We start from the raw sequence: 13,469 nt of genomic DNA on the forward strand, positions 1-13,469 counted from the left end.
AAATAGTTTTTGCCCTTTTCTTATACAATACCAAAAACAGCCCCTGCATGAGTTAGACCACTCATGCAGGGGCTCTTTCTGGGTAAAGGAGTTTAATTAAGGGATAAAGCGACATTGATACCTTTCGCTTCTTCTGCCTCTATTTTAATTCGATAGGTACCTTCTTTTTGTTCAATGACCATCTCGCCTGAATGATCGGCAAACACTTCTTCACTCCAAACCGTCTCTCCATCATTACGTTCTACAAACAAAACAAATGAACCTTCCTTTACTGAGGCAACATAAGGCAGGGTGACTAAATCATTAGTAGCTCCCTCTAGATTGAACGATTCAACTTCATAGAGGCCTCTTAGAGAACCAATAGACAGTTCGACTTGACCGTTAACATTTGTTTGGGAGACATTCGTAACAACATTATTTGAAAAAAGAAATAGAAGGATAGGAACCATCATCATAAAAACCGCAAAAGCACTCCCTATCACAACCCATTTCTTTTTTGTTATTGGTGTATGACTTTTTGCATTAAAGATAGATTGATAGATAAACGTATTGATTTTATAAACCAAACGAAATAATAAAGGGAACAGAAGGAGAGGTATGATAAAAAACCACTCACCCGTCACCACTAACAAAAAGATCGTCATAATAAGGCCAACAAAATAAAAAGCGACAACAAACCAATAGAAAAAGAGAAAGAGTTTACTTTCACGATAAGGCTCACCAAATAGTAAGGAAATGAGATTCATTTAACACCTCGTTAACAATTTAAAGGGTTTATTAATCTTCTGTATGATATTCAATATAATGTTCTTTAAATCTTACATACGCTTTGTTTCTAATAAACATGGCTATAAGCAATAAGGGAATTGTCACAACTAATCCTAAAAGGACATAAAACCCATAAAATAAGGATAGTACAATAAAGGTGACCGTTATAACAATTAATAAGCTAAACAAGAATAAGAAAAACGCATTAAAATGTACCAAAGAAAAGTATTTTGACTTTTCCTTTTTCCCCCTGACGTTTTTCATTTCAGCCCAATAGTATTTGATATCGTACATAGAATCTTTAATGGTACTTATTAGCGTCTTCATTATTCTTCATCCTTTAGCCAAATATTGCTTGAGGGAATCTTCTCTAGCGATTAAGCTTTTCATACTCGTTTCCACTCGCTTAAACTTCTCCTACTGTGAATCTAAGTTTGAAATATCCCCTTCTATTTTGTCATAATTTGAGAGCTCACTTGCTGATCTGCTTCTTTCATTGTTTCTAGAGCTTGACGCGTATCTTGTTCATTCTTTAATAAAAGTGCCTGATATGCTTCAACCATCTGATTCATTTGTTGGTTTAATTGATTCATCCGATCAACTACTTCTAAAACATTATTAGCTCCAATTGCTGTGGGCATCGAAGGATCAAGCGCTTGAATTGAATTTTGTAACTTTGCTAATTCTTGCTCGACATCAGCATATAAAATTTTAATTTCGCTCATTTATGTCCCTCCTTAACGTGCTACCATTGCTGCTTTTGCGGCGATGATAGATTGTTGAAGTGAAATAATCTCTTGCTCGGTCTGTGAAATCTTTGATGAGAGAGTTTGAAGAGAGGTTTCGAGCTGACTTCCTGGAAGTTCCCGATAACTTGATACAAGGCCGCCTTCACGTAGGTTTTCAAAACGATCTGCCAAACTCCCTGACCATGTTACAGGAGACAAACTAGGACTCTTGCATAAGTGTTCATTGCTGTAGAAGTCTTCTCTACAACTTGTTAATTCATTTCGGCACGCCCTAAGCCTTGCTAGTTCGTCTTGCTTTTGACGCAACCTCAAATATAAACCCGTCAATGGCATAACCCTTCACACCCTTCTTTTCATTCAGGATAAGTGTATAACTTCATTATCTTTTTATAATTGATCGTATTTAGTCGGCTTTCTTATTACTTTAGGAATGACCACAATCATAAGAATGGCAATGATCAATATAACGCTAATTATTAGGAGTGTACTCACTTGTATGAAACTAGTAGTTGATTCTACTTGTGCGCTCCTATTAACCGGAATTGAATCTTCTCCTCCACTAAACAATTGTAGCTGTTCTGCCTTCGTTGCAATGGTATTGGTATCTAGATTTGATTGTAAAAAGAGTTGGTCGTAAACATCAGTGAAGTAACTTAGTTCTCTTTGATTAAATGTCAACACTCGTTGTTCCTCAGGAATTGCTTGACGTCTTTTTTGCTCGTCTTCTCTGTAATAATTAAGATCTACCTTGATATTTCTTTCTTGGTATTGCTGTGGTTCTGCTATCTTTGCTTCTTCCGCCAAGATGATTGACGGAAGAAGCATAGCCATAAAACAGAATAAAAGGGTTAGAGTGATCTTGCTATTAACCTTCATAACTCTCATCTAGATCGACCTCTTCTTTTTTAGAACGACGCATTTTAATTAAGTAAGGAAGAGCCACTACAATTAGGCTTAAAATAGATGTTATTAATACCGCTGGGATAAACAACGATTGATTTCCAAACTGAATCGACATATACACCTGAGAAATCGGGTGATTCATGCTAAAGTTTGGCATAACTAGATCAAGTAGCGGGGTAACAAAGTATAACATCAGCCCAACAATAACTAACCCTCCTGTTATAAGACCAAAGGTTAACCCTAAATGAACAAGTCCAGATGCTGCGATTAAGAATAGAATCGTCACAACTGTCCACTGGAATGATTGCATATCATTCATTGGATAAATATTTAACCCATAAATACTAATAATTAACCCAACAGCTAAATTCAATAAGGCAAACATTGTAATATTTAACATGGTCGGGACATAAGAGAAGTAATAAACAAAAATCCCAATCACTAATGCAGAGATTAATATAATGATTAACATTACGACTGGAGGTGTATGATTGACTCTCTCTTCAGGAGCTTCACCACTGATCTGAACCGGGTTAGATAAATAATCGTATACATAAGGGTTCGGTTGGCCATCCACCACTGCATTTCGTAAAATACTGTAGATATCATCTTGAACAAGTTGAGTCGCTTCAACATTGGTTGCCCAATTATTATTTAACTCATTAGCCCGGCTTTGCACCGACCCGACCTTTTCATACAGCTCATCTGTGTATTCATTGACATAACCAGATCGGTCAGAAAGTGAGCTTACTAAGTTCGATACCTGCTGAATGTTCGTTATCGCATCTTGTTGAGAAGAAATAACGATCTCACCATCCAACCCATCAATTGGTGGCGTCTCTACTTCTGGTGTAGTTGTTCCTTCTCTTAATGCAGTTGTTATTTGAGCAGCATTTCCTTCTATTTCCTGTAGTTCTGCTGCAATGAGATCTTGCTCTTGTTGAACCGTTTCATTGTATTCATCAATGAATGTATACACACTTTCAATGAAACTTTCAAAATCTCTTTCAAGAAGATCCAAGTCCTCTCTCGATTGGTCTAAACCTAATTGGAGATCACTAAATCCTCCTTCTATTTCTTCAAAAGTTTCTTCAACAGCCGTTCTATTCTCATGATTTTGTAAGATATCTAAGATTACCTCCTCTTCAAGTTGAGAGGACTGATTCGCCCGTTCATGATAAGCAGAAAGATACGAATAATACGTAAGTAACTTTTCAAGATCGCTACTGCGGATCGTTGATTCAAAATATGGAGCAAGCCTTTGTTTACGATTACTTGTTAAATAATCCGCAGCTAAAATTTGTCTCTCCGTTTCCCTGATTTTTTCTCTTACCACCTCATCTACTGGTGTTCCAGTTGGCGGTGCTGTTCCTGGATTGTTTTCAAGCTCTTCTATTAGTACTTGAATAACTCTCTCCCAGTCTTCTTGGATAGAAGCCTGCTCATTTAACAAAGCCTCTACTCTCTCAACTTCTTCTTCAAGAGCATTTGCTGCTGCTCTTAACTCCTCTATTCTTGAATTTCCATTACCTTCTGACCCTGATTCTTCTTCCGTTTCTTCTGTTTCCTCAGTCTCTCCTAATTCTTCTGTATGTCCCCCCTCATCTTCTACTTGTTGTGCTACTACGTTTTCTTCACGTGGCACCGTTTCGATAATGACCTTCAGTTGAGCAAGTTGGGCCTTTAACTCATTTAGAGCTTCAGCTGTTACAAGCTCTCCTGTTGGCAGCTCTACCTCAACTTCAGGTGGCGAATAATCCTCATCTTCCCCTTCTTCCTCGGGTACTTGATTCGTTAATTCATTACGGATAGGAAGCATAGAGGCTTCTAGCTGATTAAAAGACTGACTCGCACGTACATTTCGAAATTCACTCAACATGTCTCGTTGAGTAGATTGGATTTGACTAGCTAAACCATCAACAGTTTCTTGCCCGGCAGATCCTCTTAAATTAGTCAGGAGTGAACGATTCGTATTGATTGAACCTTCAACAACCGACAGACTGTTAGAGAAATTCGTTCCATCATTCATGAATGTTGGTCTTGGAGTTTCTCGTATTCTTACGATTGTATCGAATCCTCCAGACATCGTAGATTCATAGGTTGTTAGACCTTGTTCAAGTAACTGCTGATTCTCAAGACTGGTGGTCAAAAGTAATTCCTTTTGCTGTTCTTGATATTCTCTGTATGACTGAACATTATCTAAAAAAGAGGTTAGTTGTTGTTCAGAGGTTTCAATACCTGCAATGGTCTCTTCAGAAGTAGCTTCTGCATCAGAAGAAGAAGCTAGAAGTTGTTCTAACAATTCCTTCTGTTGCTCTACTTCTTCAGCAATCGTTTGTGAGCTTGGTGCGTAAAAGGAATACATCGCTTCTTGGAAAGCGATCTCTCGCTCTACAATCGTATCGAATTTCTGACGAATATCATCGACTTCTTGAGCGACAACATCCCAATAAATACTCGTAACTTGGCGATTTATTCGGTTTCTTGCATTTTGCAACGAACGTTGGACTCTCTCAATATTACGTGCATCTAAATTGGGTTGTATTTGATAACTTAATGCAGCTCTTTGCGGTTCATCCTCTTTAAATGTTAGAACATTTCTAGAGAAATCAGAGGATAGATAAAGAATCCCATCGTACTGATTGCGCTCTAGTCCTGACTCGGCTGCATTTCGGCCAACCACTACATAACTATATTCCGAATTCTCACCAAGCGATGAGATGACAGCCTGACCAAAATACATTTGTTCCCCTTGAAATTCAGCTCCTAAATCTTCATTAACAATGGCGATCTCACCTGTCGATCGTTCTGTTTGCTTCGTCGGGTCTTGCCCAATATAAGCAAAGAACAAACTTGGCAAGACAAGGATGAGGACAACCATCGCAATTAATTTAATTAAATTCTTTTTTTCGAACATCATTTGCCCTTCTTTCCCCCATCAGCATTTAGGAATCTGCAATCTAGTTGCGACCCCGTCTGTAATGATATAACCAAAGCCCGGTTGAACCTCTGGCTCATTTCGCGTAAATGGTAGAGTAATTAAACTTTGATCTGACTTCTTAGCTAACAAAATTGCTTGTCTTATTTGCTTTAATTCATTCGTAAGTGGGTCAAATCCTTTTGTGAAATCATTTGTATTACCAGCCACTATTACCGCAAACCCGAGGTGGGTATATTGTTTCATTAAGGTTGATAACTTTGTTTGGATTGGTGCATCTATCGTTTGTTGTAGTCGAGAGATACTATCTACAATTAGGTAAACAGGTGCAAAAGAAAGCCCAGTTGCTTTTTGACCTATTGCATCTAGATAGTCTTTTTCCCGGCTTCGTAGTTCTTCTTCCACCTGGTTAATCCATTCATTAATTTGTTCTTTCGTTTCAATGTAGTCGACTGACTTACGTGTAGCATATGAGGCTAAGCCACGGTCCACCCCATCAAATACCCCAATACTCGAATGTTCCTGTCTAAAGATTCCTTCAAGCACCGCTCTCACAACATTTGTTTTACCTTTCTTACTTTGACCTACTACTAGGCAATGTTGATTACTCATTACATCAACAGATAATGGGGTTACCGTTTCTTCATCTAGCCCAATAGGTAATTGACCTTGCTTCATATTCTTTACATATGACTTAACGAATGTGTTGTAATCAAGTTTTGTTGGAAGCATTGGAATCTTCTCAGGAAGACGGCATTCTTTGTATAATTCCTTTAACTGTTCAATATCAGACTTCATTTCAGCAAGTACCTCAAAGTCATCTTCCCCTGATGCAGGCAAATAGATTTGAGCAAGAGAAACTTGGTCTTTTATGATTAAGGCACGACCAGGAATGGATTCGACCTCATATGGTGTTCGACCAATGATCGAAAATTTCTCATTACTATCCATTAAATAGTGAACAATTTTCGTTTTTAGTGAATTCATAAGAGGTTGTCTGACTACATTTATTCTTGTCGCCGTAAGTATGACCATAATTCCAAGTGATTGACCATCACGTGCAAACTGGATAAATTGAGTTTCAATATCAGGAAGCTCCTCTTTTACAAGGTCAAAATTATCAATAGTCAACACGATCGTTGGTAACTTTTCTTCAGCCAAGTGATTATAGTGCGTAATATTACTTACCTCATGATCAAGAAATAATTGCTTTCTATGCTCTATTTCTTTCTTAATAAATGCGATAAATTTCTCTATTTTGCGTTGATCATCGAACCTAAAGTAATCTGCAGTATGTGGAAGTTGCCTTAATGGCAAGAGCGAGCTATTCCCAAAATCAAATACATAGTAATGCAATCGTTCTGGACTAGATGCCCTCGCGAATTCTAGTAAATAAGAAAGGATAGTAGTTGATTTACCATACCCTGACGAACCAAATATCCCAATGTTACCATCCTCTAGCCATTTATAACGATAAGGTGTCTGGCTTTGCTTTTCTGGTTCATCTTTTAACCCAATAAGAAATTCACCTTCTACTTTTTTACTCACTTCCACACGAGGGAGGCGTGATTGAAGTGGCGGCAACCAAGGACTTTGGAGCTTGTTAATTTGCATTTTTTCTTGAGTGCTCGCAATTTCTGCTACAATCGCTTCGATTTCCGTTTGCTTCTTTTGTTGTTCACGTCTTACCTTCGCACTAACATTCGATAGCTGAACCAGACCTAAGTCGGTCACAAGAGAAATCTCCTCTTCAGTACCTACTGATTCTTCCATATAAGGCGCTCCACTCCATGCGGATTGAAACAGCTCATATACCTCGTTATTACCGACTTGAAGGTAACCTCTCCCTGTAATCGTAAGGTTTGCTGCGTCTGAGTTCTTCAACACTTCCTTACTATCTGTTGCATCCTGTACTTTAAGAGCAATCTTAAATCTGGCATTACTCCAAATTTGATTATCAATCACTCCACCAGGCTTTTGAGTAGCTAGTATTAAGTGGACTCCTAAACTTCGACCGATTCGAGCAGCACTTACTAGTTCACGAATAAATTCAGGCTCTTCATTTTTCAACTCCGCAAATTCATCTGAAATCAAAAACAAATGCGGCAGGGGCTCTGTTGCCACACCTTCTTTATATAGATCTGTGTAATCATTAATATGATTGACTTCATATTGATCAAACAAGCGTTGACGTCTCTTCATTTCGCTATTGATTGAGGCAAGAGCTCTTGTACTGAAATTCTGACTTTCATTTATGTTTGTAATCGTTCCTAATAGATGAGGAATTTGCTTAAATGGTTGAGCCATCCCTCCACCTTTATAATCAATCAATAGGAAGGCTACTTCATGAGGATGATAGTGCACAGCCAAACTCAAAATATATGTTTGAAGCAATTCACTTTTACCTGATCCAGTCGTACCAGCTAATAATCCATGGGGACCGTGTGCTTTCTCATGTAAATTCAGGAGGGCAAGATCCTTTTTCCCTTTTAACCCTATCGGCACAGCTAACGATTTAGAAGATTGATTTGTTAGCCATTTGTTTTCAATTTCTAATTCCATTACATCACGTGCATTAAATAGATCTAAAAATGAGACCATCTCAGGGATTGAATTATTCATTCCTTTTAGGTGATTGAGGGAACGTAGTGTTCTGGCATAGGTTTCATTTCCTTGCTGTAGGTATTGATCTAAGGCGAAATTTGTATGTGATGCTTTTTTGTCTTGAATGAGAATCTCACCTTGTTGGTTGTTAATGTAGCTAACTAATGTATGAATTTTTTCAGAGAGATTTTCTTTCGTCTCCGTTGCAAAGATCGTGGACATCCCTATCCCTTTGTCCTCACCTTCAAGGTACTCCATGATTAAATGCTCTGATATCAATGAGCGGTTTGTGACAATAAAAACGAAATGAGGGTAAAATTGCTTCTTATCTTTCTCCTCATCCATGTCTCTTTCTCTCAGCATTTCGTAAATCGATGATAAAAGCTGATCCCTTGTTCTCTCGTTATAGACTAAACCTCTTGCAAATGAGTGTGGCAATTGAAAATGAGGGAGCCATTTCATCCATTCCCATTCTGGATACTGTTCTTCATCAAAAATGGCAACAAATCGGACATCATGATAGCTATGGAAGAAAGCTAGCTGACCAACAATTTGTTGAATCTCCCTTTGTACGACTGATTGTTTACCAATTAGTCCAATCGCTCCATTTGAGACATCAATCGTGAGTGGGACGTTTTCTACTTTGTTATACACTTCTATCATTTCTTGAGATTTCTCTACCAAATCGTCTATTTCACGGTTGGCAAAATCTAAGTTCCCTACAGCAACTTCATAGCTTGCAGGGACGGTTGCTCTCCCTACCCTGAAGTGAAGGAAATCTTCACTATCAAGAGTACGCTCAAAAATTCGATCACTAATATTACTCACTTGAGATTTAATTTTTTCAAAAGAGGGAAAGTGATAATACAACACTTTCTTTTGATGATCATTTAACTGTTGTAACTCTTCTCTTTTTTGTTCGAGGTAACGGGTGTAGACGCGCAAGCGTGTTTCTTGCTTGATTTTCCTTTTTTTCTTCTCTCGGAAATATTGAATAGTTGATGTAAAGATCGTTGTTGTAAACATGACAATAGAGATGATAATGAATACACCTCTTGGAATTAATAGTGCAACCATTCCCATAACAATAAGCATCATCAATGGAGGCAGAATCAATAGCCAAAGGGCTCTTTGGTTGTCGTCTCCTTCTTGAGATGGAAAGGAAAATGTCACTTTTTCTTCAGGGAGATCATAGATCATCCGTGGTGTACGACGATAATTGGGGTATTTCTTTTTCATCTCTGAGGTTGGTGGGATTGCTCTTGTAAGAGAAGTCTTAAATGTTTCAAGGCTTTTTATATGCAAAAGATCCTCTTCAATAAATGTCATAGATAAATATGAATAAAAAATGACATCGCCATTAACAATTTCTTTTTTTCCTTTTACTTGTTGACCATTCACATAAATCATTTGATTTTGCATAGTTGATAGGCACCACTGACCATTAAAGCGATCTAGTATAAAGGGCATATCAGTTTCTTCGTTATTAGTTTCTAGAAAGATCATAGCCTCTTTTTGGTGCCCAATTGTAATCTCATCATGGTACCCAACATAGTATGTGGCCGCTGCTTCCGTATCACTTTTTATTACGAGAGTTAAGCTCTCTCCCTGTTCAGATACAGTAACAGATTGACTTGATGATAGTTCACCAAGTCGTTTCTCTCCTTGATAGACTTCATATCTCTCTTCTACTTTCTCAATTGAGATTGCACCCCTTTCAAAAGGAAAGGTGTAAACCGTGAGTGTATGCTCCTCCCCTCCTCCTATCGTGACCTTTTTATGATCATGTAGGAAAGGGTAAAGTTGATATGTACTTTTATAAAAAACAAATAACTGTTCCATTTTCCCCACCCTTACGATTCGGAATCATCCTCATCGGTTTCTTCATCGACTTCAGGCTCACTAGAAGACTCTGTTACTTCTTGGTCCTCCGGTTCCACCTCAGTTTCTTCTTGTTCTTGTGCCTCTAGCTCTTCACGTTCCCTCAAGTATTCATCTATTTCATTTTGGATAACTTGTAACTCTTCTTCTTTCTCCTGACCTGAAAGTCGGTCATCAGCTTTGATATCCTCTCTATATTTCAGCAAACCCAACATTACCAAGTCACGATCTTCTAATGACCTAGCCAAATCAACAGCTTCCTCATTTTCTCCTCTACCAATATGAATCCAATAATTAAAATAACGTTCATCTGATTGCAAAGTTAGCGTGTTTTGAATGGTATTACGTTGATCCTCTGTTAGCGACTCGTACTCAACATAGGAAGTGGCTAGTTGATATTTCGTGACATGAGGCATACTCTCAGGGCTGTAATAATTTAATTGATTAATTACTTCACTATAATTAGTTGTTAAAAATGCCTCACTACTTTGAATAAATGCTTCTTGTTTTGGCTGCACAAAAAAGAATGAATAAATGCTATAAGCGATTAAAGGGATTAATAGAGCAGCAACGGTAATCAAGCTATATTTTTGAGTAAGCCACTTCTTCTTTGGAAGATGCACAAGAGCTTTCTCTCGCTTTTCAATTTCTTCAATTGTACCTTCGATAAAGTCAGCTAACTCTGTTAGGCTTTTCAACGTGTAAATTTCTTGGACAAGCGGACTTAACGATAAAGTAGTATGAAAGTGATAGTATTCATGAAATGAATGAGAGTTATCAATTAGCTCACTCAACGTCGCTTTAACCTCTAGCAATAGGTTGTCAGCATCAGAGCTATACGGTGGTAAACTCTCTTTTACTCCATAATGTAAAAACACGGGGTTGAAACTACGATCAAACACAATATTATCTGGACACACGATTAATTTCAGCCGTAGATAAGAATGTGACTCTACAGCTTTAATAAGTTTATGGGCAAATAACCATTTGCCGTAAGTCGGTTTTCTATTTAACATAGTAAAATTCAATATAGACTTAGGCCTTTTCATAACGATTTTCAGTTCATCTTCTGTTTCTTCTATGACTCTTTCAATTGGGTCATTTAATTGAGCAATCATTCCGATCTCTAAATGATTTTTCAACTTGATCTTTGCTTTTTGAAAAAGAAAAACATGTTGACCTTTTTCTTTCGTTACAGTAGCTTCTATTTGTTTTTCTAAGTACGATAGTCGTTTCTCTTCCATATAGGTACTCCTTTATAAATTACAGATAGGTTCATTAGTACAACTATTGCAAAAGTTAAAAAGTCATCTACAAATCTAGATGTATTTAAATAATGACAATTTTATCCCCGTTCGTTACACCATTTGTATGAAGTGAAGCATAGCCAGGTAATACTGTCCCTTTGTTTTCAATTCTGACCCAATTCCCTTCACGAGGTTGTTCTTTTATTTTTTCTATTTGCCATACGATATCAATGACCTTTTTCACAGAGTAGTAGTCCGATAATCTCAAATCAAAGCTTTCCCCTGTATAATGTCTTAAGTCTATAGTTACCTGTATATAAATAAGTACCACCTCTAAACAGGAAAAAAAGCGCATAAACAAGTAAAATTGTCAGCGCTCTTTTCCAAAAATCATTTCATTGTGCTAATTTAGTAAGTATTTAACCACGAATTTGACTAGCAATCTGGCGGTCAGTATCTTCTAGAGTTTGAGCTGAATTAGCAAGTTGCATAGATACTTCATTTAATAGAGCTGCCATTCTATCAAAAGATGGGCGTAATTCTTGATATTGTTGTGCAAATGCTTGGCTAGATGCACCTTCCCATACATCTTGAAGATGACTACTCATACCATCAAGACGAGTAAGTAAATCGTAAATATTACCACTCTCTGCATCGTACTGTCTAGCTACATCGCGCAGTTCGGCTGGTGTTAATCGAATTACATCTGACATTTCAACAACCCCTTTAAATTTAATATTGTCTCTTCTAGCTTACCAACTATTTTTTTACAGTCAACGCATCTCCACCTTTTAGTTGAAATTAATAGAAATTACCTATAAATCCACTTATATATTTTATCACTCCTTTATAATTATAAGGAGAATATAACTAGCAAAATAAGACAAATAGTGACTAATTACTCATTTAATTAGAATGGTTATTAGTATACTAACTTCTAGATACCCATAAAAATAAAAAATTATGCATATAAACCAAATATTGTTTAATGTTTTTCCGCTCAAAAAAACATACAAGGTCCCAGTAGGTTCCTTGTATGTTCACTTAATTAACGAATTGTTAATGGAATATCCTCATACTTTTCAGGATCAATTTCATAAACTGATTCATCTGCCACCCCTTCAATTATTCCGTAAAGGCCGTCCTCTACTGCCTTCACTAACTGTCCTCTCATTTTCTGCCCGAAACTTTGAGTTTGGCCTCGAACTTCAAAAAGAACTGTTCCGCTTCCATTCAAAGCAAACGATCCTAATGCCGTACCCGGTAGATCTAGTCCTTGTTGGTAGAGTGAAATATTTTTAAATGGTGAGTTGCCGATTTGCAATGCATCATACACTGCAACATTTAGTTGTCGTGAGAAATCGTAATCATAATTCTCAGCATACTTATTATATTTTTCTCCAGCAGCCGTATTAGGATCTGGAACAAACTGACCCGAAATAGACATAGTCACATCATCATCGGTGCCCTCAACTGTCATAAATGGACCTTGGTGGTGTAAGTCGACAAAAACGTCAACCTTTCCAAATTGGTTTTGCAAATCTAGATAAACATCTCGGATGGTTTGTGCTTCAGGTGTAATAAACCAACCAGGTGAAGCCGACTCCCCTGGAAAATCTTCTGGTTTAGGAGTATATTCTAGGTCAGGGTTAAAGTCTCTATTTACATCAAACCCTGGACGTTCAGCATAATTTGTCCCTTGAAGCGTGCGTGTATAGTAATTCCAAGCAGGAGCAGAAGCCTCACTAAGCTGCGGGAATGCTTCTACTACTTCACTCCAAGTCATATCATTTGCTCGTCGATCTAATTCTGCCGAATCTGGATTCACCTTAGGTAAGGCTACGATTGTCACTTCCTCACGAATTTGTTTAGCTTTCGGAGAATTACTTGAACCTAAAAACTGTAAAATATTTAGCAGTGCCTCAGTTCCTGTTTTTTCATTTCCATGAATTTCACTCTCAATTAAAATAACGCGATCACCTGTACCAACTGTTGCTTTGTAAATTTCCCGTCCTTGGTTCGAGTAACCTACAGCTTCAACTTCCACACGCCCCTGACTATTAGAAACTATCTGATCTAAGCGTTTTGTCATTTGCTCATATGTCATGAAACCAGAGATAGATAAATTCTGTTGGTTTGGTACCGCCGGTCCGGTATTGTTTTGTGCAGCTTGTGCCGGTGACATGAGTAAACTTGCTGCTAAGAAACCTGTACCTAAAGTCATTACTAGTTTTTTCATCTACATAATTCCTCCCTAGTCTTTATAATGCCTTTACGAAATTCTCTAAATAATTAGCTAAACCTTCTTAGATTGACTAATATTTAGAGAAGCGTAATAATGACCTATAAAAGGATTTACTTCGACAAAAACCACCAAAC

At 37.5% G+C, this 13,469-nt stretch carries 11 protein-coding genes; all 11 read right to left on the reverse strand.

All coding sequences use genetic code 11. From position 1 onward, the window contains the following. Positions 1 to 92: 92 nt before the first annotated feature. Entirely contained in the window at positions 93 to 746 is a 654-nt protein-coding gene (locus tag AB3N04_RS09745) for a hypothetical protein (protein WP_368505838.1), read from the reverse strand. A gap of 31 nt (positions 747 to 777) precedes the next feature. Beyond that, complete coding sequence (locus AB3N04_RS09750) at positions 778 to 1,095, reverse strand: hypothetical protein (RefSeq protein WP_368505839.1); 318 nt, start codon at positions 1,093 to 1,095, stop codon at positions 778 to 780. A gap of 122 nt (positions 1,096 to 1,217) precedes the next feature. Then, complete coding sequence (locus AB3N04_RS09755) at positions 1,218 to 1,493, reverse strand: YwqI/YxiC family protein (RefSeq protein ID WP_368505840.1); 276 nt, start codon at positions 1,491 to 1,493, stop codon at positions 1,218 to 1,220. A gap of 12 nt (positions 1,494 to 1,505) precedes the next feature. After that, on the reverse strand, positions 1,506 to 1,850 hold the full coding sequence (locus AB3N04_RS09760; RefSeq protein WP_368505841.1) for a DUF5082 domain-containing protein: 345 nt from the start codon (positions 1,848 to 1,850) through the stop codon (positions 1,506 to 1,508). Between the two features lie 54 nt (positions 1,851 to 1,904). After that, positions 1,905 to 2,402 (reverse strand): type VII secretion protein EssA, encoded by a 498-nt coding sequence (gene essA, locus AB3N04_RS09765; RefSeq protein ID WP_368505842.1) that lies wholly within the window; start codon positions 2,400 to 2,402, stop codon positions 1,905 to 1,907. After that, positions 2,383 to 5,340: a type VII secretion protein EsaA gene (esaA, locus tag AB3N04_RS09770; RefSeq protein WP_368505843.1), complete on the reverse strand. Its 2,958-nt coding sequence runs from the start codon at positions 5,338 to 5,340 to the stop codon at positions 2,383 to 2,385. The genes essA and esaA overlap by 20 nt, the downstream gene beginning before the upstream one ends. A gap of 18 nt (positions 5,341 to 5,358) precedes the next feature. Further along, complete coding sequence (gene essC / locus AB3N04_RS09775) at positions 5,359 to 9,804, reverse strand: type VII secretion protein EssC (RefSeq protein WP_368505844.1); 4,446 nt, start codon at positions 9,802 to 9,804, stop codon at positions 5,359 to 5,361. An 11-nt stretch (positions 9,805 to 9,815) separates the two neighbouring features. Beyond that, entirely contained in the window at positions 9,816 to 11,087 is a 1,272-nt protein-coding gene (gene essB, locus AB3N04_RS09780) for a type VII secretion protein EssB (protein WP_368505845.1), read from the reverse strand. A gap of 85 nt (positions 11,088 to 11,172) precedes the next feature. Beyond that, positions 11,173 to 11,412, reverse strand: a complete 240-nt coding sequence (locus AB3N04_RS09785; RefSeq protein WP_047974093.1) for an EsaB/YukD family protein — start codon at positions 11,410 to 11,412, stop codon at positions 11,173 to 11,175. Between the two features lie 97 nt (positions 11,413 to 11,509). After that, a complete protein-coding gene (locus tag AB3N04_RS09790; RefSeq protein WP_317123758.1) occupies positions 11,510 to 11,803 on the reverse strand; it encodes a WXG100 family type VII secretion target in 294 nt (97 codons plus the stop codon). A gap of 335 nt (positions 11,804 to 12,138) precedes the next feature. Continuing rightward, positions 12,139 to 13,329 carry a M14 family zinc carboxypeptidase gene (locus tag AB3N04_RS09795; protein WP_368505846.1) on the reverse strand — a complete coding sequence of 397 codons (1,191 nt, stop codon included), beginning with the start codon at positions 13,327 to 13,329 and terminating at the stop codon, positions 12,139 to 12,141. Positions 13,330 to 13,469: the final 140 nt, after the last annotated feature.

It is taken from the genome of Alkalihalophilus sp. As8PL, assembly GCF_040939795.1.
Lineage (GTDB): Bacteria > Bacillota > Bacilli > Bacillales > Bacillaceae_D > Alkalihalophilus > Alkalihalophilus lindianensis.